Origin of the sequence: Micromonospora sonneratiae (assembly GCF_042679305.1) — a bacterium.
Taxonomy (GTDB): Bacteria; Actinomycetota; Actinomycetes; order Mycobacteriales; family Micromonosporaceae; genus Micromonospora_H; species Micromonospora_H sonneratiae.
The window spans coordinates 83,524-109,642 of record NZ_JBHTMP010000015.1; the positions used below are offsets into that span (position 1 = coordinate 83,524).

Below are 26,119 nucleotides of genomic sequence, written 5' to 3' on the forward strand. Positions count from 1 at the left end.
GGCCGGTCGACGACCATGAGAACGTCGACCGGCCGAACAGGTGGCGGCGTCACGGCGCGGCGTCGACCACCTCACCAAGGCCCGTGGCGACCAACTCGTCGCGGATCAGCGCCGCATCCCCCTCCACCACCAGGGTCAGGCCGCCCGGGCGCAGGTACCTGCCGGCCGCCGCAGACACCTCGGCCTCGGTGGCGGAGAGCAGCTGGCTGCGCAGCGTGGCGTGGTAGTCATCGGGTAGCCCGTGCACGACCAGGGTGGCCAGTGCGGCGGCGATGGCCCGCGGACTCTGCAACTCCACCGAGAGCTGCCCGGCCCGCCAGGCGCGGGCCACCGCCAACTCCGCCTCGGTCACCCCATCGGCCCGGGTACGGGCGATCTCGCCCACCGCGTCGACCAGCGCCGGGGCCGTCACACCGGTCTGCACACCGGAACTGACGGTGAACCGCCCGAATCGGCGGGACGACCCGAAGTCGGCCCGGATCCCGTACGTGTAGCCACGAACCTCGCGGATCAGATGGTTGAGCCGGGACGTGAAGGCCCCACCGAGTACGGTGCCGGCCAGCACCATCGACACGTGGTCCGGGTGGGCGCGGTGCGGTGCGGTATGCCCGAGCCGGAGTGTCGACTGCACCGAACCGGGCCGGTCGACAAGGATGATCCGCCGTTCGGTTCGGGCCTCGACCTCGATCGGGGCACCCACCTCGACCGGGCCACCCGCAGCACCGGCGAACGCCGCCGCGCCGAGCGCATCCAGATCGAGTCGGTCCAGGTCACCGGCGACCAGCAACGTGCCGGGTCGGGTCATCCACTCGGCGTGGAAAGCGATCACGTCGTCGACGGTGAGCGTCGCCACCGAGTCGGGATCGCCGTCCATCGGGCGGCCGTGCCGGTGTGCAATGCCGAAGAGGTCGGCCCGCAACGCCGCATCGGCCCTGGGCCCGGGATGCGCCCAGTCCATCCGCAGCGCGGTCACCTCGTCGTCGCGTACCCGGATCACGTCGGCCGGGTCCAGCCGGGGCGTACGGACCCCCTCGGCCAGCAGTTCCACGGCGGGCAGCAGCCGCTCCACCGGCACCTGCACGCTGACCTGGAACGAATCCCAGTCGGCGGAGGTGGAGAGCTGACTGCCGAGCCCCTCCAGGGCCAGCGCGAAGGCGGTCGAGTCACGTCGGGTGGTGCCCTCTTCGAGGGCTTTGGCCACCACGACGGTCAGCCCCTCCCTGCCGACCGGTTCGCGGCCCGCGCCCGCATCGAGCAGCAGCACCGCGACGGCCAGGTTGTGGCCGGGCAGATGCGCGGCGACCACCTGCCCGTTGCCCACGGCCCGACGGACGATCTGCGGGAAGCGGTACGGTCGGGCGGCACCCGTGCCGGGACGCTCAGAGATCAGGGTCACTGTTCTGCCTTCCGTTCACGCTGCGGGGCTCGCAAACCCGGCTCACTCCTCGCGCTCACCGACCTGCCCCCCGTTCACGCTGCGGGGCTCGCAAACCCGGCTCACTCCTCGCGCTCACCGACCTGCCTCCCGTTCACGCTCTTCCTCGGGCAGATAGGTCAGCGTCGCCCGGTCCTGCGGTCGCAGTGTCTGGGCGGCCAGTTCGGCGATCCGGTCGGCGGTGACCGCCAACCAACCGGGCAACCGGTCCCCTGCCCGGGCCGGGTCACCGAACTGCGTGGCGTACCGGCCGAGAATGTCGGCGCGACCGTCGACGGTGGACATCTGCCGCCACCAGGACGTGGTGAGCAACGCACGGACCCGGTCGAGTTCGTCCTCGGTCACCCCACCGGTGGCCACCTCGTCCACCACCGTGACCAGTCCCGCCTCCAGTTCGTCCGCGGAGACCCCGGGACGGGCGGTACCGGTCACGATCAGCGGTGCCGGCGCGTGTGCCAGATCGACCCCGTAGGCCGCGACGGTGTCCGGCTGCGCCAGTCGGGCTCCATCGGCCAGCCGCTGGTAGAGCCGGCTGCCACGGCCGCCACCGAGCACCGCCGCCAGCACGGTCGCCGCGTCGTACCCGGGGCCGCCGAAGGGGTGGGTACGGTGCGCGAGGTAGATCCGGGGCGATGGCACGTCGGCGGTCACCGTCTCGCGGGCGGGCACCCCGGTCGGTACGACCGTACGACCATCCGGGGCGGCCGGGATGTCCGCCCGGGCGGGGAGCGCACCGAAGTACTTGTCGGCCAACGCGAAGACGTCACTCGGGGTGACGTCGCCGACCACGGTCAACACCGCGTTGTTGGGCGCGTAGTAGGTGGTGTGGAACGCCTGGAAGGTGGCCAGGTCGGCGGCATTGAGGTCGGCCATCGATCCGATGGTCGCGTGGTGGTACGGATGACCCGGTGGGTAGAGCAGTGGCAGCAACCGTAGCCACGCGTCACCGTACGGGACGTTCTCGTAGCGCTGCCGCCGCTCGTTCTTGACCACCTCACGCTGGTTGTCCAGCGTCTCCTGGGTCAGTGCCGGTACGAGCCCGCCCATCCGGTCGGCCTCCAGCCACAGCACCAACTCCAGGTGCTCGGCCGGCACGGTGTTGAAGTAGTTGGTGCGGTCCGGGTTGGTCGTGGCGTTGAGGGAACCGCCCGCTCCCTGGACCAGCCGCATGTGTTCGGTCTTGGCCACGTTGACCGAGCCCTCGAACATGAGATGCTCGAACAGGTGGGCGAAGCCGGTCTGCCCGGCGGGTTCGTGGCGCGATCCGACGTCGTACCAGAGGTTGACGGCCACCACTGGGGCGGTCCGGTCCTCGCTGACGACCACACGTAACCCGTTGTCCAGTTCTGTGGTCTCGATCGGCCAGGGGTAACCGGTCTCGGTCATGGTCACGACGCTATCCCACGATCTTCGCCGATACCACGGTCACCCTCAGTCTGGCGGCTCTGCCACGAACGCGGCCTCATCCGACGTACGGCGTTCCACGAAGGTGTCCGGCGCGGCGGGTTGCCCGGCTTCCCGGTCGTCGGACTCCGTGAGGATCGCCTCCGCCTGGGCCGGTGGATCGGCGCTGCCGGCCCGCTGTTCCTCCGGCAACAGGTAGTCGGCACGGGACTCCGTCCGGGGCTCGGTCCGCTCATGATCGTTACTTGGTGTGCTCATGGGCCCACTTCTACCCGGTCCCGGTGCGTCGTACACGAACGTTGCCGGCGCTTCGTCAGGTCGGCGTCGGTCGGGTATGGTTGCCGGCGTGACGCGTTCGTATCTGTGGTTTAGTCAGCCGGCCCTGGGTGCCGGTGACTCAGCCATGACCTGACGTCACCACATTCGCCAGAGCCGGCTGAGGCAGGGACTTTCGTCCCTGCCTTTTTCCATGCGCAAGCAAGCCGGCTCAACCTCGGGCGCCGGCACCGGGGCCGTCGGCGAAGGGAATTCTTCGTGACCACCATTGGTACGGGGCGCGTCAGCGACCAACGCATCGACCGGGTCGTGCCGTTGACCACTCCCGCGTTGCTGGCCCACGAGCTGCCGTTGGACGAGCAGTTGACCACGGCGGTGCTCGACGGTCGGCGTGCGGTCGGTGGCGTGCTCGACCGCACGGACGACCGGTTACTCGTCGTGGTCGGCCCGTGCTCGGTCCATGATCCGGTGGCGGCGCTGGAGTACGCCACCCGACTACGGGAGGTGACCGACCGGCTGGCCGACGACCTGTTGATCGTGATGCGGGTCTACTTCGAGAAGCCGCGCTCGACGGTCGGTTGGAAGGGGCTGATCAACGACCCGAAGCTGGACGGTTCGGGCGACGTCAACGTCGGCCTGCGTACCGCCCGGTCACTGCTGGTCGACGTAATCCGGATGGGTCTGCTGGCCGGCTGCGAGTTCCTTGATCCGATCACCCCGCAGTACATCGCCGACACCGTGGCCTGGGGCGCGATCGGTGCCCGTACGGTGGAGAGCCAGGTGCACCGCCAGTTGGCCTCCGGCCTGTCGATGCCGATCGGGATGAAGAACCGCTCGGACGGCAGCCTCGGTACGGCGGTGGACGCGATCCGGGCCGCCGGGGTGCCGCACGTCTTCCCCGGTATCGACGTCTCCGGAGCACCAGCGATCATGCACACCCGGGGCAACGCGGACTGCCACCTGGTGCTACGGGGTGGCCGGTCCGGGCCGAACTACGACGCCGACTCGGTGGACGAGGCGTTGGCCCTGCTCCGGGCCGCAGGGCTCCCCGAACGACTGGTGATCGACGCCAGCCACGACAACAGCGGCAAGGACCACCGCCGGCAGCCGGTGGTGGCGGCCGACGTGGCCGGGCAGCTCGCGGCCGGTCAGCGCGGCATCGTCGGCGTGATGTTGGAGTCGTTCCTGGTGCCGGGCCGGCAGGACCTGGACCCGACCCGGGATCTGGTCTACGGGCAGTCGGTGACGGACGCCTGCCTGGGCTGGACGCAGACGGAGGCGGTGCTGACGGAGTTGGCCGGGGCCGTCCGGGCCCGTCGGGCCGTACTGCCGGCGGGTCAGGGCCGCAACTGAGTGGCCTGGTTGGGACAGGTCTCCGCCCGACGCAAAAGCGATTGGCAGAGACCTGTCCCAACCTCGCAGACGAAAAATGCGCCGCCCACGGCAGGGCCGTGGGCGGCGCGGTGTCGGTGTGCAGGTCGCCTCTCGGCGAGTGGCGCGACGCGGCTCCAGCCGGACGGTATTCCGCGAAGGCAAAATAGGTGAGGCCCGGGGACACTGGTCACACCGACCTTCATCTCAACTCGCCACCGGGTCCCGATGTTCCGGCCGTCGCCGTGCCTCAGCTCACACCCACCGGCTCCGCCGCCCGACCACCTTCGGGTGTTTGGCCACCCCACGCCCGGGTAGCTGATCGCCGTGACCGATGAGACACCTACCATCCGGGACGTCGACGACCTGCTCGATGACATCTACCTCGGCCAGGATCGGATCACCCAGTCGGAGATCCACCGTCGGGCGGTCGCCGCCGAGATGCCTGCCGAGTTCCTCACCCGGATCACCGCGATGCCACAGGGCGAGTACGCGCTGGACGAGGCCGCCGAGGTGCTCGGCGAAGCACCCGGCTGAGTGGAACGCATGGGGAGCGAGATGTCGGAGTACGACCAGCCCCAACGGCTGCCTGCCCTCGGCCGGCCAGCCGTCGAGGCCGACGAGCCGGTGGGCGATCCGGACGGCGATCCCGATTTCGCCAGCGAGCACGACAAGACGGCGGTTGCCGAGGACATCATCACCGGTACGGAACCTGATCCGGAACCGGAGTCACCCCGGGGCTGGTCAGGCATGGAACGCTGAGACGGCGGCCCCCGTCCTGCCCTCGGGCATACCGGGCGGCCCTCAGCCGGGTGAGGCGCTGACCGGTCGGGCCGGACGGTGGGCCGCCTGTTGGGCGATGGCGTACCCCATCTGGAGGAAGTCGGACGCGGCCACGGCGGTCAGGGCGGTCGCGGCCAGTCGGGTGAGCCGGGGAGCCAACACGAGACCACCGGTCAGCCCGGTGGCGATCCAGACCGCGAGGCAGAACGGGCAGCTCAGCAACTCACCGATTGCATGCCGGGTGCCGCTGCCGGAGTCCCGTACCTGCTCCATCACCTCGCCGCTGCCGATCGGCTTGTCGTACTGCGTGAAGGGTGCCCGCAGTGGGCTGGTGACCGCGTCCTTGGTGAGCACCCTGCTGAGTTTGTGGGTGGCGATCGACACCAGCACGATGTCGGCGGTCGAGGGACGTACCGGCACCGGCCGTCCGGTCACCTTCACCAGGGTCGCCAGCAGGCCGGTGACCCCGGTGTACGTTCCCATCGCCACCAGATAGCCGCCGAGTGGCCGATGATCGTGGGGTGCGTACGCCTGCCGCAGGCGGGAGATCTTCGCCCGTACGCTTCGCTCACTCATCTGGCTCCTCCCGTGGTCAGCCGGCGTTCAGGTTGTCCACGACCGCGCGGGCGAGGCTGGCCAGTGAATCGTTGGCAAGGTCGTCGAGCCGGTCTTCGGGCGGGTCGGCGACGAGTTCGAGTCGTACCCGGGCTCCGCCGGCCTCGATCGGCCGCACCTGGAGCTGGGCCATCCAGCCGGATTCCTCGCCGCAGTCCCAGCGGGCCCAGAGCGCTTCCTCGGCCAGCGACGGGCTGCGTCCGTTGGCCTTCCGCCGTAACGGCTCGGGTAGCCAACTGGACCGGGCCGGGTCGGTCGCGGTGTTGAAGACGACCTCCGGCGGGGCGGACATGCCCCGCTCAGCGTGCGCGCCCACCTCAGACACCTGGCCGCAGCCGGCTCGGGTCGACCTCCCGGCCCGGATAGCGGGCGAGGTACTCGGTCTCCAGTTCGGCGGTCCGGCGTAGGTGGGTGGCCAGCGCGTGGTCCGGGGCGTGTCGAAGAATGTCCAGTCGGGTGCGGTGCAGGCTGTGCATCTCCCGGATCAGATCTTCGTCGCTGAGTTCGGCCGGATCGATCCCGAGCAGGTCCATCTGTTCGAAACCGACGGTCTCGGTGCCGTACCGACCCGAGTCGCCGGTATCGCGCAGATGGTCGCCGTCCCACTCGCCGAGCCGCTGCTCCGGGCTGGCGTCAACGGGCACACTCGGCCTGGTGGTGGGTGGAAACTGGTCGCGGTGCACTGAACCGCTCATGGTCGCCCTCCGGGGTTCTCTTTGGGCTGGCAACTAGACGGTTGCCCGGACCGGCCACCACCAAACCCACGAGCGTGGCGTAAAGAACCCCGCTACCCGGCCACGGACGAATCCCCGACCTCGCCAAGAACTACGACGGTGCGTCGGAGAGTCGTCCGGGACACCGGTACGCTCTGAGCATGAAACGGCTGTGGACACCGGCGTGGATCGCGCGCCACGTGATCACCGTCGTCCTGGTGGCCGCGTGTCTGGCGCTGGCCTGGTGGCAGATCAGCCGGGCCTCGTCGGGAAACACGCTGAGCTGGGCGTACGCATTCGAATGGCCGATCTTCGGCGGCTTCGTGATCTTCCTGTGGGTCCGTGAGGCGCGGTACACGCTGCGCGGCGGTCGACCCGGGGCCGACACCGAGCCGGACGGTTCCGTGTCCGACACCGCACCGCCGTCCATGCCAGGGGTACGCCGGCCGGTCCGCTCGGCCCGCTTGGCTGCCCGGTCGGCGGACAGCGGCAACGATCCCGACCTGGCCGCCTATAACCAATACCTGTCGTGGTTGAACGCCAATCCGGGCGCTCGCCCCAGTGACTACCCCGGCTGATCGTCGGGCAGGAAGGGACCGATCGAGGTGGGCGCTGCCCTGACCCGCTACCGCATCATCGCCTACGTGGTGGGCGTCGTACTGATCATGCTTGTTGTGGTCGGGATGCCGCTCAAGTACATCTGGGACGAACCGATCGTCGTGGAGACCATCGGCCCGGGCCACGGTTTCCTCTACATGATCTACCTGGTGGCCGCCTTCGACCTGGGCCGCCGGGCGCACTGGCCACTGAGCCGGATGATCCTGGTGATGCTGGCCGGAACGGTGCCGTTCGTGTCGTTCTACGCCGAACGGGTGGTAGTCGGCTGGGCCCGGGCCGGACAGCGGGAGCAGGGCCAGAAGCAGGAGCGCGAGCCGGTCAAGGGCTGACGCGCCAGCCAACCAGGTGGCGGCTGACCGGGGGACTACCTGCCGGTCAGCCGGCCGGCCCTGAGCGCCGCACAGAACGCCCGCCAGGCGTCGTCACCGAACTCGAGGCCCCCTGCGGTGTTGGCCTGCGAGTCACGGACGCACACCCGATCCGGCGCGAGCGCCACCTCGACGCAGTTGTGCGACTCGCAGCGGCTGCTCCGGCACCACTGCCCTGTTCGATCCGCCATAGGATCCGCCAACTCCCGACGACTCGGTCAATGTCGGACGCGAGACACACCGGACGTCCATCGTCCCATTTCAATGTCTCACGCCCCGGCTCGTCCCAGAAGGCGACAAACTTGAATGAACGCCGGGTAGCCAACATGAATCCCGGGCAACGGCTCGATTACCGGCAGGGACACGGGCACCGGCGGGGACCGTCAGGCCCCGGCGGCGTCAGACCGTCCCGTCGGCCACACGCCGCCGGTACGGGCCGAGCAGCCGCGGCGCTGACATCGCGTCAGGGCCGACATCACGTTCAGGGCCGACATCACGTTCAGGGCTACCGACGCCCCAGCTCGCCGTCGCGGACCGAAGCCACGAACGCCTGCCAGGCCGGCGATGCGATCGTGATGTGCCAACCGGGATCGGCCGAGTCACGTACGGCCATACCAGTCGCAGTCCGGGCAACCTCGACGCACTGCTGAGATTCGCATCGGCTGCTCTTCCGCCAGACACCCACGACGGAACCCGTCTGCGACATGCGCCCTCCCCGGCACCTACTCCAACTTGCGGCAGGCGCCGCGACGCCCAGACATTAACCCGCCGAAGGACACGCCGCAATTCCTGAAAAACTGCGAAATTATGTTGTTCCGCCAGTCATGGACACTTTGCGCGATCGACCAGTTGCGCCATCATGGCGATAGCTGGTGTAAGCCAACAACGAGGTGTAGCCTGCACAAGAGCCTGGCCAATAGATAGGTAGCGGGTAGCCAGGTGGCACCCTACGACACCACCAACGTGACCCCTCGCTCGGCCGCCCTCGTGCCGTTGAAGGAAGGGTTACCTGATGGCCACTGCATATGGACCTACGGTCGGACGGCGGAAGCTCCGATCGGCCATTCGGCGGGCCCGCGAAGCCTCCGGGCTGACGCAGGAGCAGGTGGCCCAGGCCATGGACTGGTCGCTTTCAAAACTCATCCGGATAGAAGCCGGATACGTTTCGATCTCCACCAATGACGTAAAAGCCCTTTTGCACCATTACCAGGTGAGTGATCCGGCTGCGGTGGCCGAACTCGTCGGTCTGGCCCGGGTCGCCCGACAACGCACCTGGTGGTCCCAGTACCGGGACAGTGTGCCGCCGGCGTACTTCTCCTACATCGGGCTGGAGGCGGAGGCGTCGAGACTCTGCTTCTATCAGTCCGTCGGAATGCCCGGCCTGCTCCAGACCGCCGCCTACGCCCAGGCGGTAGCAAAGATCGTGATCCCGAACTTCAGCGATCCGAGCGAGGCCCAGGCCTCGGTCGCACTGCGCATGCGACGGCAGCGCGAGGTGCTGGAGCGCCCGGACCCGCCGGCAATCGACGTGGTCCTCGACGAAGCCACCCTGCATCGGCAGACCGGCGGCCGGACCGTCATCCGGGACCAGCTACGACACCTGGTCAACCTGGCCCAGGCCGACCACATAACGATCCAGGTGCTGCCCTTCACCTCCCCGCTGTACACCCCGCTCGGCCAGTTCGTGATCATCAGGTTCGCCGGGGCGGAGGACCCGGATGTGGTCTATCTGGAGAGCACCGGCCTGGAGGACGTACTCGACCAGCCAGACGCCGTCATGTCCCACGTACAGACGTTCGCCGGGCTGCAGCAGGCCGCGCTGAGCCCGGCGGATTCCCTCGCCCGGATCACACTGCTCGCGGGCGAGCTCGACTGAGCCCGCCCGCGCGCGTCCCCCCTCTACCGAGGCTTCGGATACCAGATGTCCGCCGTGGAAACCAACGGCTCCCCGAGACCACCGAGCCGGGCGACTTCCCGGGCCCGGAGCAGGGCCCGGGTCACCTGGCCGAACTCCCGTTCCTGATCACTGCTGAACAGCAGCATCGTCATTCCCCGGTAGTTGCCCCAGAGTTCGTACGCCGGTGGCCGCCACCGGTGGCCGATGATCGCCAGTAGCACCGGTACGAGCGCCGCGACGCCCAGCGTCAGATAGGCCGCCGCGGTCAGGTGGTAGAGCCCACCGGTGTATCCCAGTGCCACGCCGATTCCGGCCAGCAGCACGCCGGTGACGGCCACCGCGCGGACGGTCAACGGATCGTGCGGCCCCCGGGCGGTGTGTAGTTGGCTGAGTTCGCTCACCGAATAACGTCGGGCTCCCACCACGAACCAGCTGCCCGTAATGGAGATGCCGGGCCGCTGATAGAGAGCGACCGAATTCAAGTCTTTTGCACTGTCGGGCGCTACGGAGAGTACATCTGGTGGGCGCACAGAGGGGCGAGTAGGATTCACGCGTGCCTCCAACCACTCGTGAGGCGGGCTGGTGTGGATGGTTGTGTGGATCGGCACCTGGTGGCAGCCAGGTGCCGATCGTGTTTTCGCTACGGCGCCGCTTCCGTAGAGACCTTCCGGCCTCCCGCAGTCATTGTGCGAAGGCCGCGCCAGGAAAGGGAAGGCCCCAGTCCGCCACCTGGCAGATTTCCAGGCGGCATCCCGCTCCGTGGACGCATTTACGTACGCCTTTGTGATGTTTTGCAACCCCAAAAACTCGACGACCATCCGTGAACAGCGACCAATGGGATAAATTTCCAGCAGCGCGAACAACGGACGATCTACCCTTTCGGCAGTTTCACTGTCCGGCTTCAGTTGGACACTTTGGGTGATTCCAACATTCGCCTTATTAGCAACTTTCACCGCGTACCGCAGCGGGTCTCTGTCTCCGACACCTCGCGGCGGGATAGGTTGATCCCTGCCGGTCCCGGTCGTCAGCCATCCCCTCGTGGCGCCGGTCCGGTGCCGCAGAACCGCAGGTTCGGGTTCGGCGGCCGGGAAGAAGGGCTCTGCCACTCTTGTCGTCCGTGCGGAATCTGTTACGCGCCGTAGTGCTGTTCGGCCTGTCGATCGGTCTGATCGTCCCCGGTACGGGAGTTCGGGCCGCCCCGTCCGTCAGCGAGCTGACCCAACAGATCAACAAGTCGTCAGCCGAGTTGGAACGGATCGTCGAGTCGTACAACCGCCTCAACGAGGAGATCAAGACAACCAGGGCCGCCGTGGCCAAACTGGGCCAGCGGATCGGGCCGCTCGAGCAGCAGCTCGCCCAGGCCCGTTCGGAGGTCGGCCGGCTGGCCGTCACGGCGTACAAGACGGGTCGGCTGCGCACGGCCGACATCCTGCTCAGCCCCGGAAAGACCGACGACCTCGCCGGGCGGCTCGGCGCACTGGACCAGTTGGCCCGGGAGCGCGAGAAGCAGATCGCCGATTTCGACCAGGCACAGCGTCGGTACGTGGCGGAGAAGGCCCAACTCGAATCGGCGCTGGCCCGCCAGACCGCACAGGCCAGACAACTCGCCGCCGGCAAGAAGAAGATCGAGGCGGACCTCGCCAAGCTCTACGAGTTGCGCCGCCGGGCGTACGGCTCAGCCACGTCCACGTCCACGGGCACCGCTTACCGGGGCAGCATTCCGGCCGTCGCCGGCAGCGCCGGAGCCGCCGTACGGTTCGCGTACGGCGCGATCGGAAAGCCGTACGTCTGGGCGGCCGACGGGCCCAACGGCTACGACTGTTCCGGTCTGACGCTGGCCGCGTGGCGGGCCGCCGGCAGGTCCCTGCCGCACAACGCCGCGATGCAGTGGGAGCGGGTCGCGCACATCGGCCGCAGCGCACTGCAACCCGGTGATCTCGTGTTCTACCGGAACCTGGGGCACGTCGCGCTCTACGTGGGCGATGGCAAGGTCATCCACGCGCCCACCTTCGGTGAACACGTCAAGCTGTCCAGCGTGGACATGATGAAGCCGTACGGCTACGGCCGGGTGCGGTAGCCGACGCCGCAAGCTGCGAAGGCTTCCCTGACGGCTACGGAGATCGCGCTGGTCTCGTCCGTGGTGACCTGTCGCGTCGGGGCCGGACGACCCCCGACGACAGGACGGCCGGCGTCCCCCTATCGGACGCCGGCCGTTGCCGTATTTCCTATCAGCCGTGGTCAGGCCGCTTGTAGTCCCTCTGCCCGGGCAAGTTCGCGCAACCGGCCCAGGGCCTGGATCTCCAGCTGGCGAATCCGCTCGCGGGAGAGCGAGAAGCGCGAGGCGACCTCGGTCAGCGAGTGCTCCCGTCCATCCTCCAGGCCGTAGCGGGCCCGCATGATGCCGGCCGACCGGTCGTCGAGGTGGTTGAGCAGTCCTTCGATGCGCTGACGCTCCAGCGCGGTCAGGACGATCTCCTCGGGCGACGGGGCGTCGCTGTCGGCGACCAGGTCACCGAGGTTGGTGTCACCGTCGTCACCGACCGGGGTGTCCAGCGAAACCGTGTCCTGCGACCAGCGGACCAGTTCGCGCACCCGCTCCACGGTCACCCCCAGCGCGGTTGCGATCTGCTCGGGCTCCGGGTCGGTGCCCAGCTCGCGGGTGAGCTGACGGGCCACGTTGCGCATCCGGTTGACGTCCTCGACCAGGTGCACCGGCAGGCGTACGGTGCGCTCCTGCTGGGCGATGGCCCGGCTGATCGCCTGACGGATCCACCAGGTGGCGTACGTGGAGAACTTGTAGCCACGCTCGTAGTCGAACTTCTCCACCGCCCGGACCAGGCCGGTGTTGCCCTCCTGGATCAGGTCGAGCATCGGCATGCCGGAGCGCACGTAGCGCCGCGCGATCGAGACGACCAGCCGCAGGTTGGCACGGATGAACAGATCCTTCGCCCGTTCCCCCTCGACGACCAGCCGCTCCAGTTCCGCCCGGTCTACGCCGGTCGGGATCCGACCCGTGTCGAGCAGGTGTTCCGCGTAGAGTCCTGCCTCGATCGTCTTGGAGAGGTCGACCTCCTTGGCGGCGTCGAGCAGCGGTGTGCGGGAGATCTCGTGCAGGTAGACACCAACCAGGTCGCGCTCCTCGGCGACCTCGTCGGTACGCATCACGATATTCTTCTCCACGTTGCTCACGATCCCCTCGCTCGCGCCGGCTGCCCGGTTCCTTGCCGTCCCCACGTTCATCAGCCCTCCCCCGTGCTACCTTCGCAATGCCCTGTGGTGTCGACACCTACACAACAGTTGAGACGTGCCAGGGATTCCGTCTCGTGAGTCGAAAGTGTCACGAATGCCTGAGTAGTTGCTGAGAGCGCGATCGACGTTTGCTGTCAGCCACCCGTTTCAGGCACATCTGGTCCAGGTATCACCCGTGGCCGGCGGATCGACGCGTACTCTTTGCCCGGTTAATGGCAACATCGCGCCCCCTCCAGCCACAGCGACCGGCGTCACCACTGCACTGCGACATTCGTCACTACGGCAATACGCCCGCCAGGGCTGATCGGTTCACCCGCGATCCGGTTCACCCACGGACCGGGATTACCCCCGGGCCGGATGAACAATCCGGCCCGTCGGCGAAGTCGAACAACCCTAGCGCAGCGCCAGCGCGACGACACGGCGGGTGACGACAGGTGTCCCGGTCAGACGCCGTGTCGGCCGTACCCGTCGGACATGTCCCTGTTCACGAGGTCAGCAGGGCGAGGGCACCGCGCACCTGGTCGGCGGAGCGGGCCAGCGCCGACCGCGCGTCGGCGACATCGGCCCCGGAGACCAGCGCCACCAGGGCGGTCTTGAGATCGCCGTCGGCATCGCTCAACGCCTGGCGGGCCGCCTCCTCGGTGCAGTCGGTCGCCTCCAGCAGAATCGAGATCATCCGACCCCGGAGCTTCGCGTTGGTGGCCACCACGTCGATCATGAGGTTGGAGTAGACCCGGCCGAGCCGGACCATGACCGCCGTGGAGAAGGCGTTGAGCACCAGCTTCTGCGCGGTGGCGGCCTTCATCCGGGTGGATCCGGTGACCACCTCGGCCCCGGTGTCGACACCGATGAAGACGTCCACCGCGTCCGCCGCAGCCGCGTCCGGATTGGCGCAGAGCAGAGCGGTGTCCGCACCGAGTGCACGGGCGGTACGCAGCGCACCGAGGACGTACGGCGTGCGGCCACTGGCGGCCAGGCCGATGACCAGGTCACCCGCCTGTACGCAGTCCTTGGCCTCGACGGAACCGGCCGCCTCGTCGTCCTCGGCATCCTCGACGGCCCGCCACATCGCCGACGGCCCGCCCGCGATGTGGGCGCAGAACCAGTGCTCCGGGGAGTTGAACGTAGGGGCCAGTTCCGCCGCGTCCAGCACGGCCAGGCGGCCCGAGGTGCCCGCCCCGAAGTAGTGCACCCGTTGCCCGCCGCGCAACGCCCGTACCGCGATCTCGACCGTGGTGGCGATCTCGTCGAGCACGGCCGCCACGGCATCCGGCACCCGACGGTCGGCCTCGTTGATCACCCGCAGCACGTCCCGGGTGGGCATCAGGTCGAGGTCGGCGCTGAGCGGGTTGCGTCGCTCGGTCGGTGCCCCGACTCGGACCACCGGCCGACGGCCGTCGCTGTTGCCCGACTCTGCCCCAACGGTCATGCCCGCCTCCGAGTGCTGTTGCTGCCCAGCCGGTGCGGTGCAACGGCATCGGCGGTGGCCTCCAGGGCCTTCTTCGCCCGCGTACGGTTGCGCGCGGCCACTCCGACGAACAGGCAGTCCACGACCGTGAGTTGCGCCAGACGGCTGGCCATCGCGCCGGAACGATAGGTCGTCTCACGGGCGGCCGTGGTCAGTACGAAGTCGGCCACCTCGGTGATCGGCGACCGGGGGAAGTTGGTCAGCGCCACGGTGGTGGCTCCCCGGTCGCGGGCCTGTTCCAGCACCTCGATCACGTCGGAGGTGGTGCCAGTGTGCGAGATGCCCAGGGCCACGTCCCCCTTACCGAGCAGCGCCGCCGAGGTCAGGGCAGTGTGTATGTCGGGGAAGTAGAAGGCGGTACGGCCGATGCGGTGCAGCTTCTGCTGGAAGTCCGAGGCGACGAAACCGCTGGCACCGGCACCGTAGATCTCGATCCGACCGGCGGCGGCGACCGCCTCCACGATCCGTTCGCAGATCGCGGGATCGAGTTGCTCGGCGGTCTCCTCGACCGCCCGGGCGTCGTTGAAGGCGATGGTGGCGATGATCTGCGCCATGTCCGCACCGGGCGGAATGTCACCACCGACGACCCGCGCGTCCGGCGGCTCGATCCGGCGGGCCGCCTCGGCAGCGAGGCGGATACGCAGTTGTGGGTAGCCCTCCATGCCGACCGAACGGCAGAACCGGATGACGGTCGCCTCGGAGGTCTCGGCAGCGGTGGCAAGATCGGTGATGGTGCGCCGTGCCGCAGCCGCCGGGTCAGCCACGACGAGCCGGGCCACCCGTTGCTCGGCCGGTGACAGTGACGGAAGCAGGCCACTGATGTGGACTATCAATCCACCGGTCTCGTGATTCACAGAAACCTTCGCACTCTTCGCCACGGATGAAACTTACTTTCACATAGGCATGAGCGTCAACCATGACACGGGGTATCTGAGAAATCACGCCGGGCCGAAGGCAAGGGTCCCACCTTCCCCCCGAAGCTGCATACCGATCCGTGGTCCGATCGCCCCGACCAGGGTGGCAAGGTCATCATCCGATCGGACGACGACGGTCGGCGTACCCCGTCGGCCGGAGAGCGCCGAAATATTCGGACGTTACGGTAGGACGCATGGCCAATCGCAGCGTCCTCGTCACCGGCGGCACCGGTGGACTCGGCACCTCGGTCACCGCGAGCTTCGTCGATGCCGGCTGGCGAGTGGTCGTACCGGTGCGGGAAGGTTCCCGGTCGGCACCGCCGCCGGCCGACGGCGTGGTCCGGGTGACCGCGGACCTCACCGACCCGGATGCCGTCGAGTGGGCCGTGGCCACCGCCGCCGGCGTCGCAGAGGCACCCCTGCGGGCCGTGGTCAACCTCGTCGGCGGGTACGCCGCAGGTTCCCTGGTACACGAAACTCCGGTGGCGGAGTTCGACCGGATGCTGGCCATCAACCTGCGCCCCACCTATCTGGTGACCCGCAGCGCCCTTCCGTACCTCGTAGCGACCGGGGACGCCGCGGTGGTGTGCGTGTCGGCCCGAGCCGCCGCCGCCCCCTTCCCGGGTGCGGCGGGCTACGTGACGGCCAAGGCCGCCGTCCAGGCATTCGCCGCCGCGGTCGCGGTCGAATACCGCCGGTCGGGCGTACGCTGCAACACCGTTGCGCCGAGCGTCATCGACACCCCGGCCAACCGCGCCGCCCAGCCGGACGCCGACCATTCCCGCTGGGTGACGCCGGGCGAGATCGCCGAGGTCATCCGCTTTCTCGCCAGCCCGGAATCGGCACCGACCAGTGGCGCGACGATCCCGGTGTACGGACAGGCCTAGGCGACGAGCGGCACCGACGACGCGGGCTCCGAACCGGACACCAGACCCTGATCCACCGCCCAGGAGCGCAGTCCGTCCCGGATGGCCCGGGTGACCTCGTCCGGTGTGCCGTTGGCGTCGATCACCACGAAGGTGCCGCACTCCGGCAACGACCGGTACGCCGAATCGGCGGCGGTGAGGAACTCCATGCTCTCGTGATCGGTGCCCCGCAGGTCGATGCGCCGGTACGCCTCGGCCGGCTCCACAGCGAGGAAGAACGTGACGTCCGGCTGCGGAAAGATCCGGTAGACGAGTCGGGCCAACGGCTCCCACCGGCCGCCGCCGTGTGCCCGGATGCTGGCGTACTGACAGACCGAGTAACGGTCCATCACCGCGACCCGGCCACTGGCTGAGGAACGGACCAGCGCCCGGGCGATCGCCAACCAGCGCAGCGCCGACTCGGCGAGGAGCATCCCGTTACGGCCCAGCAGCCGCTGGGCGTCCGGTCGGCCGAGCCGCTGGGCGACCCGCCCGAACCAGCGCCGCCCACCGGCGTTCTGCCAGTAGCGCGCCGGAACGCCAAAACTGATCAACGCGTCGGCCAACCGGTGCGCCTGGGTGGTCTTGCCCGAGCCATCAATGCCGACCAGGGCCACCGCCCGCAGTCTCCGCCCGCCCAACTTGCCGTCGTGCTGCTTCCACGCAGATGTGACCACCCCGGCCACGGTACCTCCTCGTGGCACACCCGCCACCCGAGTCGAAGGCCGTCACCCGTCCGCCTGAGCCCCCACTCGCGGTACAGGTGTGAGCAACCTACGCACGGGGTACCGATAGATCGTCATCCCAACACCCGGTTGCCAATCCACGAATCAGGGGAGATTTCATGGCGTACCGCGAGGATGAGGGTCTTCTGCATACCCTCAAGCGGGTCGCCGCTGCCCTCAAACAAGCCGAAATCCCACATGCCCTGGGTGGCAGTTTTGCCGTCTACGCCCACGGAGGCCACTCCAGCGACCATGATGTCGACTTCCTCATCCGAGGTCAGGACGTGGACCGGGCGCTGGAGGCGCTCGTCGCGGAGGGGTTCACCGCCGAACGGCCCCCCGAGGACTGGCTGGTCAAGGTCTACGACGAGGGGCGACTGGTGGACCTGATCCACCGGCCGATCGAAACCCCGGTGACCGACGAGACCTTCCTCGACACGGTCATCCGCCCGGTCGACGCCATCCACATGCCGGTGCTCTCCGCCACCCAGCTCATGGTGCACAAGTTGTTGAGCTTCTCACAGCACTACTGCGACTTCGCCCGGGGACTGCCGCTGGCCCGCTCACTGCGGGAGCAAATCAACTGGGAACGGGTACGTAGGGAAACGGCGCATTCGCCGTACGCCGAGGCGTTCCTGGTGCTGCTGGACCGACTGGACGTCGTACCCGACCCGGGTACGCGCGAAGGATGAGGAGATGGTGGGTATGCCGAGCAGGACCGGAGCCGATCCGCCGGACGAGTACATCGAGGCGGCCGTACACCGGCTGCTCACCGAGAATCCCCAGATCGCGGAGCAGGGCATCGCGGTGGTCCGCCGGGACCACTCACTGGTGCTCTCCGGCGAGGTGGAGAGCCACCGCCGACGCGACGAGATCCTCCGACTGGTGACGACGGAGTTCCCGGACCTCCCGCTCCTGATGGACATCGGGGTGATTCGCGCGCAGGAACCCACCGAGGTCGAGGAACTGCCGTGAGGGGGACGAGATGGTGATCCGCATCGCGGCGGTCGGCGACGTACATGTCGACGAGGATGTCGTCGGACGGTTCCGTCCCGCCCTGGCCCGCCTGCCCGACCACGCCGACGTGCTGCTGATGGCCGGTGACCTGACCCAGCACGGTACGGAGGCCGAGGCCCGCTGCGTCGCCACCGAGTTCGGTGGACTGGGCGTACCGGTCGTGGCCGTGCTCGGCAACCATGACTACCACTGTGACGAGGTGCCACAGATCGTCTCGGTGCTGGAGGACGCCGGCATCATCGTGTTGGAGGGCACCAGCACGGTGCTCGACTGCGGAGGCGTACGGCTCGGTGTCGCCGGGGCGAAGGGCTTCGGCGGCGGGTTCGCCGGCCGCTGCGCCAGTGAGTTCGGTGAGCCGGAGATGAAGGCGTTCATCCGTACCACCGGCGCCATCGCCGACCGTCTCGGTCGGACCCTACGAGAGCTGGATTGCGACGTACGGGTGGCGTTGACGCACTACGCGCCGGTGCCGGACACGCTCGCCGGTGAACCACTGGAGATATACCCGTTCCTCGGCTCCTATCTGCTCGGCCAGGCCATCGACTCGGCCCCGACGGCGTTGGCCCTGCACGGCCACGCCCATGCCGGCTCCGAGCGTGGTACGACACCCGGTGGGGTCCGAGTCCGGAACGTCGCGCATCCGGTCATCAAGCAGGCATATAGCGTTTTCCACCTTGCTGAGTACGTCGACCGGTAAGGTTTCCGGTGTACCCGGAACGGGTATTCAACGGAACATGGAACTCATTCTTTGGATTCTCGCGGTAGTACTGGTGGTGGCCGGAATTCTCGCTCTCTTCCGGCGGCAGATCCTCTGGGGAATCGTCCTCATCATCGTCGGCCTGTTGGTTGGCCCGGGCGGCGTCAGCATCTTCACGTAGCCGCGTGAGCTTCACGTAGCCGCGTCTCTACGTAACAACGTCATCTTCGACGTAGCCGCGCCTGCCTGCCCTTGCCCCGGCCCGTAGTCCCGCCAGTCGAGGTCCGTTCCGGAGAATCGATCGGCGGTACTACGGGCCGGGTGGCGTACAGGCTGGTCAGCAGCGGGAAACGCCCGGAATGAATCCGCTGTAACCGGTGTAGGTGTACGCGTCGGCGATGAAGCGGCCCGAGCCGATCCGGTTCCAGATGTTGCTGGTGCCGTACGTGCCGGTGACCGTGGTGCCGGTGGTCTGGCAGTAGATCGTCACCCTCGTGCCGTCGGCGACGGTCCCGACCGTCGAATAGCCGGTGCCGGGGCCGGAGCGTACGTTCAGCGGCGTACCGGAGGTGTTCACCGTGCCCGAGGCGGTACCCCCGCCGGAACAGGCGTTGTCACTGGTGTAGGTCTTCGTTCCCCAGTAGAGGGCGAGCGTCCCGTTGAAGCGGATCTGGATGTCGTTACCGCCGGAACGCTGTTCGTAGTGCAGGTGCGCGCCGTAGGAGTTCCCCGTGTTGCCGACGTAGCCGATCACGGTGCCGTACCCGACGGTGTCCCCCACCGAGAGTCCGCCGGCAAAGCCGCTGAGGTGCGCGTAGTACGTCGTGTAGCCGCCGCCGTGATCGATCCGCACGTACCTGCCGTAACTGGTGTTCCCCAGATCGGTGACCCGATCGACCGTTCCCGGGGCGCTGGCCACGACCGGGTCACCCTCGTCGTTGGTCCGGTTGAGGTCGATGGCGTTGGTCGGGCTGTGATCGGAGCGAGTCTGTCCGCTCCACTGTTGACCACACGGGAACGGCAATTTGAAGGTAGGGGCCGCAAGGGCTGGACTGGCCCCGGTGAGCACCGAGGCGGCCATGACGACCACCGCACTGGCCAGCGCAAACAGACGCGATCGCATCCACTGCCTCCTATGGTGAAAATCTTCCATGGACACCTAGAGAGTGACAGAAAACTCCATCGCCGGGAAGTGGGCATCGTCGATGTGAAGCATCGAGCGGTCGTACCGAGGGCCCGGCGGGGACGCCCGACCAAACCGCCGACCGCTACGCGAGGGTTTCCGAATCGTTACGGCCCTGTGGCCACCCGAGGTATAGACGCACTTTCCTGTAAGCGCTTACATGGGTTGACGCCCATCGAGCCGGCACGGAGCCACGGGCAAGCGGGGCCACGGCTATCGGCACGCCGGCAAAGGAAGGAGGACGGCATGGCGGTCTTTTCCAGACCACGCCAAGCCTTCGCGATCGCCAGCGCGCTGGGCCTGGCACTCGCCGCTACTGCATGTGGCACCGGCAGTGACAGCAAGGCCGACAAGGACTCTCCGGAGTGTGCCGCATACAAGGAGTATCAGGGCCACGACGGCAAGAAGGTCTCGATCTATTCGTCGATCCGCGAGGTCGAGGCCGATCTGCTACAGAAGCCATGGAAGCAGTTCAGCGACTGCACCGGCATCGACATCAACTACGAGGGCAGCGCCGAGTTCGAGGCGCAGCTTCCCGTCCGGGTCGACGGCGGTAACGCACCCGACATCGCCTTCATCCCCCAGCCGGGCCTGATCGCCCGATTCGTCGAGAGCGGGAAGCTCAAGCCCGCCTCGGCGGCGACGAAGGCGATGGCGGAGAAGAACTACTCGCCGGACTGGTTGAAGTACTCCACCATCAACGGCCAGTTCTACGGCGCTCCGCTGGGCTCGAACGTCAAGTCCTTCGTGTGGTACTCGCCGAAGACCTTCAAGGAGAAGGGCTACACCGTCCCGACCACCTGGGACGAGCTGATCGCCCTCAGCGACAAGATCGCGGCCACCGGGCAGAAGCCGTGGTGCGTCGGTATCGAGTCCGGCGACGCCACCGGCTGGCCGGCCACCGACTGGATCGAAGACCTCATGCTGCGTACGCAGACACCCGAGGTCTACGACCAGTGGACCACGCACGGCATCCCGTTCAACGACCCGAAGGTCACCGAGGCGGTCGACAAGGCCGGCGCCATCCTCAAGAACGAGAAGTACGTCAACGGTGGCTTCGGCGGGGTGAAGAGCATCTCCACCACCTCGTTCATGGAGGGCGGCCTGCCCATCACCCAGGGCAAGTGCGCCATGCACCGGCAGGCGTCGTTCTACGCCAACCAGTGGCCGGAAGGCACCAAGGTGGCCGAGGACGGCGACGTCTTCGCCTTCTACTTCCCGGTCATCGACGCCTCCAAGGGCAGGCCGGTCCTGGGTGGTGGCGAGTTCGTCGCCGCCTTCGCCGACCGTCCCGAGGTCCAGGCGGTGCAGACCTTCCTCGCCTCGTCCGACTACGCCAACGGTCGCGCGAAGCTGGGCAACTGGGTCTCGGCCAACAAGGGCCTGGACATCAACAACGTGGCGAACCCGATCGACAAGCTGTCCGTACAGATCCTGCAGGACCCGAAGACCGTCTTCCGGTTCGACGGCTCCGACCTGATGCCGGCCGCCGTCGGCGCGGGCACCTTCTGGAAGGGCATGATCGACTGGATCAACGGCAAGGACACCGCGAGCACGCTCGCGTTCATCGAAAACTCCTGGCCGAAGTGACCCCATCGGTGGTCCGACCCGAACGGTCGGGTCGGACCACCACCCGGTTCCGGTAACAACCCCATAGGGAGAGCGGATGGACCTTGAGTTCGCCGACATAGCCCCGAAGCTCATGATGTTGCTGTACGGCCTGGTCGCCTTCGTCGTCGTGGTCGGCGGTCTGCTGGTGCTGCTCGACGTGGTGCCCTCCTGGTTCGCCCGCCGCCGCGAGGCACGGCTTGTCGCGGTCGCCACCGCCGGGGGTGGTGTGGCAGTACGTCGGCCCAGGTCGCGGGAGGGCGTCCTCGGGCTCTTCTTCCTCCTCCCGACGCTGCTGTTGTTGGCCATCGGGCTGGTCGTCCCGGCCATCCGAACCACGCTGCTGTCCTTCATGGACAAGAACAGCCAGAACTGGGTCGGCCTGGACAACTACACCTGGATGTTCTCGCAGGACGAGATCGTCAAGGTGCTGACCAACACCCTCGTCTGGGTGGTCCTGGTGCCGGTGGTCGCCACCGCGGTCGGGCTGATCTACGCCGTGATGGTGGACAAGGCCCGGTTCGAAGCGGCCGCCAAGTCACTGATCTTCATGCCGATGGCCATCTCGTTCGTCGGCGCCGGCATCATCTGGAAGTTCGTCTACGCGTACCGCTCCGAGGAGCAGGAGCAGATCGGCCTGCTCAACCAGATCGTCGTCGCCCTCGGCGGCACGCCCCAGCAGTGGTTGCTCAACCCCCCGCTCAACACGCTGCTGTTGATCGTCGTGATGGTCTGGATCCAGGCCGGCTTCGCCATGGTCGTGCTCTCGGCGGCGATCAAGGCGATTCCCGCCGACATCGTCGAGGCCGCCCGGCTCGACGGGGTGACCCCGTGGCAGATGTTCTGGAAGGTCACCCTGCCGAGCATCCGGCCCGCGCTGATCGTCGTCGTGGTCACCATCTCGATCGCCACGCTCAAGGTGTTCGACATCGTCCGGACGATGACCAACGGCAACTACGAGACCGGTGTGGTCGCGAACCAGATGTACGACCAGGCATTCCGATTCGGGGAGACCGGCCAGGGATCGGCGCTGGCGGTGTTCCTCTTCGTGCTGGTGATCCCGATCGTGATCTACCAGATCCGCAACCTGCGCCAGCAGCGGGAGATATGAGATGACGACCACCACGCCCCCGCTCACCGCTGCGGGCACCACCAGCGACCAGCCGAAGACCGTCGCCGGCCGGGTACGCAAGCGGCTCAACACCCGTACCGCCACGTTGGTCTCGATCGTCATCGCGGTGGTCTGGACCGTCCCGACCTTCGGCCTGTTCGTCTCTTCGCTCCGGCCCGAGGAACAGATCAAGACCAGCGGCTGGTGGACGTTCTTCAGCGACCCGCAGATCACCCTGGACAACTACCAGGAGGTGCTCTTCGGCCAGTCGTCGTCCGGCCAACTCGCCAACTACTTCATCAACTCGCTGGTCATCACCATCCCGTCGGTGCTGTTCCCGCTGGCCCTCGCCACCCTCGCGGCGTACGCGCTGGCCTGGATCAACTTCCGGGGACGCGACTGGATCTACATCGGCATCTTCGCCCTCCAGATCGTGCCGTTGCAGATGGCCCTGGTCCCGCTCCTGCGGTTCTTCTCCACCGGCGTGACCGTCAACGGCGTGACCCTGATGCCCGCCTGGCAACTGGAGGACGAGCAGAAGTTCATCCAGGTCTGGTTCGCGCACACCTGCTTCGCGTTGCCGCTGGCCATCTTCCTGCTGCACAACTTCGTCTCCCAGTTGCCCAGGGAGCTGATGGAGGCGGCCCGGGTGGACGGTGCCAGCCACCCGAAGATCTTCCGGACGATCGTGCTCCCGCTGATCACCCCGGCACTCGCCGCGTTCGGCATCTTCCAGTTCCTCTGGGTCTGGAACGACCTGCTGGTCGCGCTGATCTTCGCGGGCGGTGGCACCGAGACGGCACCACTGACCGTACGACTGGCCGAAATGGCCGGTACGCGAGGCAACGAGTGGCAGCGGTTGACCGCTGGGGCATTCATCTCGATCCTCGTACCGTTGATCGTGTTCCTGTCCCTACAGCGATACTTCGTGCGCGGCCTGCTCGCGGGCAGCGTCAAGGGATAACTTCTCGTCACGCGCCGATGGCGGTGGCGGCACGGACCAAGCGGAGCGAGTAACACTGTGACCAGGATCGACGATGTCGCTCGCCTCGCCGGGGTCTCCACCGCCACCGTCTCCCGGGCGCTACGCGGGCTACCGACCGTATCCGCATCCACCCGGGACCGGGTGCTGCTGGCCGCCGCCGAACTCGGCTACACCGTGTCTCCCAGCGCATCCCGGCTGGCCGGTGGAAGGACCGGAACCATCGGCGTGGTGGTGCCCTGGATCACCCGGTGGTTCTTCAGCACGGTGGTCGAGGCCGCCGAGAGCACCCTGCACCTGGCCGGCTACGACCTGCTGCTCTACACCCTCGGTGGCCGGGAGCATGTCCGAAAGCGACTGTTCCGTACCGCCGACCTGCACAAGCGGGTGGATGCGGTGATGCTGGTCGCGACGAACGTACAGGCTGCCGACTTCGCGACCATCACCCGCCGTGCCATACCCGGGGTGACGGTCAGCTCCGGCACGGTGGTGCCGGGTTGGCCGGGCATCCGCATCGACGACGTGGCCGCCGCCCGTACGGCGGTCGCCCACCTGTTGTCCCTCGGACACCGCCGCGTCGCGCACATCTCCGGGTCCCCCACGGCCGAACTGACCCACACCGCACACGTCGACCGACGACAGGGCTACCGCCAGGAACTCCTGGCCGCCGGCGTCACCCCCGACCCCCGGCTCGACGTCAACGACGAGTTCACCATCAGCGGAGGCACCCGGGCCACCGAGGAACTGCTGCGCCGGGGCAACATCCCCACCGCCATCTTCGCCGCCTGCGACGAGATGGCGATGGGGGCGATGAGCGCACTACGCCTGGCCGGTCTGCGGGTCCCGCAGGACGTCAGCGTGATCGGCATCGACGACCACGCCCTCGCCGCCGTCGTCGGGCTCACCACGGTCGCCCAACCCGCCGCCGAACAGGGCCGGCTGGCCGCCACCGTACTGCTCGACCAACTCTGCGGCCAATCGGACGAATCCCTGTTCACCGCACCGCTGATCCTGCCGACCCGGCTGGTCGTACGGGAATCGACCGGCCCGCCACGGGGGAAGTTGGAACCTGACCGGCTGACGACGACAGAAGCGGGATGAGCATGCACGAGACGAACCCCCCGGCACCAACTCCCCCGACCACGTCGAGCAGATGGTGGGAGGACGCTGTCATCTACCAGGTCTATCCCCGCTCGTTCGCCGACGCCAACGGCGACGGCATCGGCGACCTGCCCGGCATCACCGCCCGACTCGACCACCTCGTCGAACTGGGCGTCGACGCCGTCTGGCTGTCGCCGTTCTACCCCTCACCGCAGGCCGACGCCGGCTACGACGTAGCCGACTACCGGGACGTTGACCCGATCTTCGGGCGGTTGACCGACGCCGACAGGCTCCTCACCGAGGCCCGGTCGCGCGGGCTCCGGGTCATCGTCGACCTGGTACCCAACCACACCTCGGCCGAGCACCGGTGGTTCCGTGCGGCGCTGGCCAGCGCCCCCGGCAGCGTCGCGCGACAGCGCTACATATTCCGCGACGGCCGGGGGCCCGGGGGCGACGAGCCACCGAACGGGTGGCAGAGCGTCTTCGGCGGCAACGCGTGGACCCGGATCACCGAGCCCGACGGCCGACCGGGACAGTGGTACCTGCACCTGTTCGACGCTGGACAGCCCGACCTGAACTGGGACCACCCCGAGGTACGTGCCGAGTTCCTGGACATCCTCCGGTTCTGGCTCGACCGGGGCGTCGACGGTTTCCGGGTGGATGTCGCCCACGGGCTGGTGAAGCAGGCCGACCTGGCCGACTGGCACTACCCGCAGGAACCCCTCTCCGGTGAGGGGGTCGAAGGCCAACGACCACCCATGTGGGACCAGGACGGGGTGCACGAGATCTACCGGGACTGGCGGCGGCTCCTGGACAGCTACCCGGACGACCGGATCCTCGTCGCCGAGGCCTGGGTCCAACCTGCCGAGCGACTGGCCGCGTACGTCCGCCCGGACGAGATGCACCAGGCGTTCAACTTCGAGTACCTGGAGGCGGCCTGGACCGCCCCCGCCCAGTACGCGGTGATCACCCGTTCGCTGGCCGCCACCGACGCCGTCGGCGCGCCGACCACCTGGGTCCTGTCCAACCACGACGTGCTGCGGCACGCCTCCCGCCTCGGGCTGCCGATCGGCCAGCCCCGGCCCAACGGCATCGGAATCGGCGACCCGCAGCCGGACGCCGCACTCGGGTTGCGTCGGGCCCGGGCGGCCACCCTGCTGATGCTCGCCCTGCCCGGCTCGGCCTACCTCTACCAGGGTGAGGAGCTGGGCCTGCCCGAACACATGGCCCTGCCCGACGAGGTGCGACAGGACCCGACCTGGTTCCGCAGTGGCGGCACGATGCGGGGTCGTGACGGCTGCCGGGTGCCGATCCCGTGGCAGGCGGACGCGCCGTCGTACGGCTTCGGCCCCGCCGACGCCAGTTGGCTGCCCCAGCCCGCGAGCTGGGCCGAGTACGCCGTGGACCGGCAGCGTGGGGTGCCCGGCTCGACGTACGAGACGTACCGCACGGCGCTGCGGCTACGCCGCGAACTGGCGCTCGGTGCCGGGACGCTGCGCTGGCTGGAGAGCCCCGACGAGGTGCTCGCGTTCCGCAACGGCAGGTTGCGGGTGTTGACCAACTTCGGGGACGCCCCGGTCCCGCTGCCCGAGGGCGCGGAGCTGCTGCATGCCAGCGCCCCGCTCGACACGGACGGCAGCGTACCTACCGACGTCACGGTCTGGCTGCTCGGCTGAGCT

The 26,119-nt window shown here is 68.1% G+C and carries 31 protein-coding genes; 17 read left to right on the forward strand and 14 right to left on the reverse strand.

Annotated elements, in window-relative coordinates; all coding sequences use genetic code 11:
* Positions 1 to 49: 49 nt before the first annotated feature.
* The 3 genes from ACFQ4H_RS12505 to ACFQ4H_RS12515 all read right to left on the reverse strand — a co-directional run bounded on the left by ACFQ4H_RS12505 (position 50) and on the right by ACFQ4H_RS12515 (position 3,097).
* The gene (locus ACFQ4H_RS12505) at positions 50 to 1,396 is read right to left on the reverse strand and encodes a M16 family metallopeptidase (RefSeq protein WP_377570297.1); all 1,347 of its coding nucleotides are present in this window, start codon (positions 1,394 to 1,396) and stop codon (positions 50 to 52) included.
* Positions 1,397 to 1,510: 114 nt separating this feature from the next.
* On the reverse strand, positions 1,511 to 2,821 hold the full coding sequence (locus ACFQ4H_RS12510; protein WP_377570299.1) for a M16 family metallopeptidase: 1,311 nt from the start codon (positions 2,819 to 2,821) through the stop codon (positions 1,511 to 1,513).
* 45 nt (positions 2,822 to 2,866) lie between these two features.
* On the reverse strand, positions 2,867 to 3,097 hold the full coding sequence (locus ACFQ4H_RS12515; protein ID WP_377570300.1) for a hypothetical protein: 231 nt from the start codon (positions 3,095 to 3,097) through the stop codon (positions 2,867 to 2,869).
* Between the two features lie 276 nt (positions 3,098 to 3,373).
* Here ACFQ4H_RS12515 and ACFQ4H_RS12520 point away from each other — a divergent pair, with 276 nt between their 5' ends.
* The 3 genes from ACFQ4H_RS12520 (at position 3,374) to ACFQ4H_RS12530 (ending at position 5,248) form a co-directional block, all read left to right on the forward strand.
* A complete protein-coding gene (locus tag ACFQ4H_RS12520; protein WP_377570303.1) occupies positions 3,374 to 4,468 on the forward strand; it encodes a 3-deoxy-7-phosphoheptulonate synthase in 1,095 nt (364 codons plus the stop codon).
* Positions 4,469 to 4,804: 336 nt separating this feature from the next.
* Positions 4,805 to 5,023: a hypothetical protein gene (locus tag ACFQ4H_RS12525; RefSeq protein WP_377570387.1), complete on the forward strand. Its 219-nt coding sequence runs from the start codon at positions 4,805 to 4,807 to the stop codon at positions 5,021 to 5,023.
* 21 nt (positions 5,024 to 5,044) lie between these two features.
* A complete protein-coding gene (locus tag ACFQ4H_RS12530; protein WP_377570304.1) occupies positions 5,045 to 5,248 on the forward strand; it encodes a hypothetical protein in 204 nt (67 codons plus the stop codon).
* Positions 5,249 to 5,290: 42 nt separating this feature from the next.
* Here ACFQ4H_RS12530 and ACFQ4H_RS12535 read toward each other — a convergent pair whose 3' ends face one another.
* The 3 genes from ACFQ4H_RS12535 to ACFQ4H_RS12545 are packed head-to-tail and all read right to left on the reverse strand — an operon-like array spanning position 5,291 to position 6,579.
* Entirely contained in the window at positions 5,291 to 5,845 is a 555-nt protein-coding gene (locus ACFQ4H_RS12535) for a DUF1360 domain-containing protein (RefSeq protein WP_377570305.1), read from the reverse strand.
* A gap of 16 nt (positions 5,846 to 5,861) precedes the next feature.
* Positions 5,862 to 6,176: a hypothetical protein gene (locus tag ACFQ4H_RS12540; RefSeq protein ID WP_377570389.1), complete on the reverse strand. Its 315-nt coding sequence runs from the start codon at positions 6,174 to 6,176 to the stop codon at positions 5,862 to 5,864.
* A gap of 25 nt (positions 6,177 to 6,201) precedes the next feature.
* Positions 6,202 to 6,579: a DUF6158 family protein gene (locus ACFQ4H_RS12545; RefSeq protein ID WP_377570307.1), complete on the reverse strand. Its 378-nt coding sequence runs from the start codon at positions 6,577 to 6,579 to the stop codon at positions 6,202 to 6,204.
* Between the two features lie 179 nt (positions 6,580 to 6,758).
* Between ACFQ4H_RS12545 and ACFQ4H_RS12550 the strand changes: the two genes are divergently transcribed.
* The gene (locus ACFQ4H_RS12550) at positions 6,759 to 7,175 is read left to right on the forward strand and encodes a hypothetical protein (RefSeq protein WP_377570309.1); all 417 of its coding nucleotides are present in this window, start codon (positions 6,759 to 6,761) and stop codon (positions 7,173 to 7,175) included.
* Positions 7,176 to 7,202: 27 nt separating this feature from the next.
* Positions 7,203 to 7,544, forward strand: a complete 342-nt coding sequence (locus ACFQ4H_RS12555) for a DUF3817 domain-containing protein (RefSeq protein ID WP_377570310.1) — start codon at positions 7,203 to 7,205, stop codon at positions 7,542 to 7,544.
* Between the two features lie 35 nt (positions 7,545 to 7,579).
* On the opposite strand, the gene ACFQ4H_RS12560 is transcribed toward ACFQ4H_RS12555, so the two are convergent.
* A complete protein-coding gene (locus ACFQ4H_RS12560) occupies positions 7,580 to 7,774 on the reverse strand; it encodes a DUF397 domain-containing protein (protein ID WP_377570312.1) in 195 nt (64 codons plus the stop codon).
* A gap of 314 nt (positions 7,775 to 8,088) precedes the next feature.
* On the reverse strand, positions 8,089 to 8,289 hold the full coding sequence (locus tag ACFQ4H_RS12565) for a DUF397 domain-containing protein (RefSeq protein WP_377570313.1): 201 nt from the start codon (positions 8,287 to 8,289) through the stop codon (positions 8,089 to 8,091).
* Positions 8,290 to 8,595: 306 nt separating this feature from the next.
* Here ACFQ4H_RS12565 and ACFQ4H_RS12570 point away from each other — a divergent pair, with 306 nt between their 5' ends.
* Complete coding sequence (locus ACFQ4H_RS12570) at positions 8,596 to 9,459, forward strand: helix-turn-helix domain-containing protein (protein ID WP_377570314.1); 864 nt, start codon at positions 8,596 to 8,598, stop codon at positions 9,457 to 9,459.
* A 23-nt stretch (positions 9,460 to 9,482) separates the two neighbouring features.
* Here ACFQ4H_RS12570 and ACFQ4H_RS12575 read toward each other — a convergent pair whose 3' ends face one another.
* Positions 9,483 to 9,962: a DUF6232 family protein gene (locus ACFQ4H_RS12575; protein ID WP_377570317.1), complete on the reverse strand. Its 480-nt coding sequence runs from the start codon at positions 9,960 to 9,962 to the stop codon at positions 9,483 to 9,485.
* A 626-nt stretch (positions 9,963 to 10,588) separates the two neighbouring features.
* Between ACFQ4H_RS12575 and ACFQ4H_RS12580 the strand changes: the two genes are divergently transcribed.
* The gene (locus ACFQ4H_RS12580) at positions 10,589 to 11,557 is read left to right on the forward strand and encodes a C40 family peptidase (RefSeq protein WP_377570319.1); all 969 of its coding nucleotides are present in this window, start codon (positions 10,589 to 10,591) and stop codon (positions 11,555 to 11,557) included.
* A gap of 161 nt (positions 11,558 to 11,718) precedes the next feature.
* Here ACFQ4H_RS12580 and ACFQ4H_RS12585 read toward each other — a convergent pair whose 3' ends face one another.
* From ACFQ4H_RS12585 to ACFQ4H_RS12595, 3 genes are all read right to left on the reverse strand, one after another.
* Positions 11,719 to 12,720: a sigma-70 family RNA polymerase sigma factor gene (locus tag ACFQ4H_RS12585; protein ID WP_377570320.1), complete on the reverse strand. Its 1,002-nt coding sequence runs from the start codon at positions 12,718 to 12,720 to the stop codon at positions 11,719 to 11,721.
* Between the two features lie 493 nt (positions 12,721 to 13,213).
* Entirely contained in the window at positions 13,214 to 14,158 is a 945-nt protein-coding gene (gene murQ, locus ACFQ4H_RS12590; RefSeq protein WP_377570321.1) for an N-acetylmuramic acid 6-phosphate etherase, read from the reverse strand.
* Complete coding sequence (locus ACFQ4H_RS12595; RefSeq protein WP_377570323.1) at positions 14,155 to 15,075, reverse strand: MurR/RpiR family transcriptional regulator; 921 nt, start codon at positions 15,073 to 15,075, stop codon at positions 14,155 to 14,157. The genes murQ and ACFQ4H_RS12595 overlap by 4 nt, the downstream gene beginning before the upstream one ends.
* A gap of 230 nt (positions 15,076 to 15,305) precedes the next feature.
* Here ACFQ4H_RS12595 and ACFQ4H_RS12600 point away from each other — a divergent pair, with 230 nt between their 5' ends.
* On the forward strand, positions 15,306 to 15,998 hold the full coding sequence (locus ACFQ4H_RS12600) for an SDR family NAD(P)-dependent oxidoreductase (protein ID WP_377570326.1): 693 nt from the start codon (positions 15,306 to 15,308) through the stop codon (positions 15,996 to 15,998).
* Here ACFQ4H_RS12600 and ACFQ4H_RS12605 read toward each other — a convergent pair.
* The gene (locus ACFQ4H_RS12605) at positions 15,995 to 16,693 is read right to left on the reverse strand and encodes a dTMP kinase (RefSeq protein ID WP_377570328.1); all 699 of its coding nucleotides are present in this window, start codon (positions 16,691 to 16,693) and stop codon (positions 15,995 to 15,997) included. The two genes, ACFQ4H_RS12600 and ACFQ4H_RS12605, sit on opposite strands and share 4 nt — an antisense overlap.
* A 167-nt stretch (positions 16,694 to 16,860) precedes the next feature.
* Between ACFQ4H_RS12605 and ACFQ4H_RS12610 the strand changes: the two genes are divergently transcribed.
* Genes ACFQ4H_RS12610 through ACFQ4H_RS12625 form a run of 4 tightly spaced genes read left to right on the forward strand, consistent with a single transcriptional unit; the run spans position 16,861 to position 18,636 of the window.
* Entirely contained in the window at positions 16,861 to 17,433 is a 573-nt protein-coding gene (locus ACFQ4H_RS12610; RefSeq protein ID WP_377570330.1) for a nucleotidyltransferase family protein, read from the forward strand.
* Between the two features lie 13 nt (positions 17,434 to 17,446).
* A complete protein-coding gene (locus ACFQ4H_RS12615) occupies positions 17,447 to 17,716 on the forward strand; it encodes a BON domain-containing protein (protein ID WP_377570332.1) in 270 nt (89 codons plus the stop codon).
* A 10-nt stretch (positions 17,717 to 17,726) separates the two neighbouring features.
* A complete protein-coding gene (locus ACFQ4H_RS12620; RefSeq protein WP_377570334.1) occupies positions 17,727 to 18,455 on the forward strand; it encodes a metallophosphoesterase family protein in 729 nt (242 codons plus the stop codon).
* A 37-nt stretch (positions 18,456 to 18,492) separates the two neighbouring features.
* The gene (locus ACFQ4H_RS12625) at positions 18,493 to 18,636 is read left to right on the forward strand and encodes a GPGG-motif small membrane protein (RefSeq protein WP_165823086.1); all 144 of its coding nucleotides are present in this window, start codon (positions 18,493 to 18,495) and stop codon (positions 18,634 to 18,636) included.
* A 156-nt stretch (positions 18,637 to 18,792) separates the two neighbouring features.
* On the opposite strand, the gene ACFQ4H_RS12630 is transcribed toward ACFQ4H_RS12625, so the two are convergent.
* A complete protein-coding gene (locus ACFQ4H_RS12630; RefSeq protein WP_377570336.1) occupies positions 18,793 to 19,578 on the reverse strand; it encodes a M23 family metallopeptidase in 786 nt (261 codons plus the stop codon).
* Between the two features lie 306 nt (positions 19,579 to 19,884).
* On the opposite strand from ACFQ4H_RS12630, the gene ACFQ4H_RS12635 reads away from it, so the two are divergent.
* From ACFQ4H_RS12635 to ACFQ4H_RS12655, 5 genes are all read left to right on the forward strand, one after another.
* A complete protein-coding gene (locus tag ACFQ4H_RS12635; RefSeq protein WP_377570338.1) occupies positions 19,885 to 21,228 on the forward strand; it encodes an ABC transporter substrate-binding protein in 1,344 nt (447 codons plus the stop codon).
* Positions 21,229 to 21,304: 76 nt separating this feature from the next.
* On the forward strand, positions 21,305 to 22,357 hold the full coding sequence (locus ACFQ4H_RS12640) for a carbohydrate ABC transporter permease (protein WP_377570340.1): 1,053 nt from the start codon (positions 21,305 to 21,307) through the stop codon (positions 22,355 to 22,357).
* Between the two features lies 1 nt (position 22,358).
* A complete protein-coding gene (locus ACFQ4H_RS12645) occupies positions 22,359 to 23,321 on the forward strand; it encodes a carbohydrate ABC transporter permease (RefSeq protein WP_377570342.1) in 963 nt (320 codons plus the stop codon).
* A gap of 57 nt (positions 23,322 to 23,378) precedes the next feature.
* Positions 23,379 to 24,440 (forward strand): LacI family DNA-binding transcriptional regulator, encoded by a 1,062-nt coding sequence (locus ACFQ4H_RS12650; RefSeq protein WP_377570343.1) that lies wholly within the window; start codon positions 23,379 to 23,381, stop codon positions 24,438 to 24,440.
* Between the two features lie 2 nt (positions 24,441 to 24,442).
* On the forward strand, positions 24,443 to 26,116 hold the full coding sequence (locus tag ACFQ4H_RS12655; protein WP_377570345.1) for a glycoside hydrolase family 13 protein: 1,674 nt from the start codon (positions 24,443 to 24,445) through the stop codon (positions 26,114 to 26,116).
* The last annotated feature ends 3 nt before the right edge of the window (positions 26,117 to 26,119 follow it).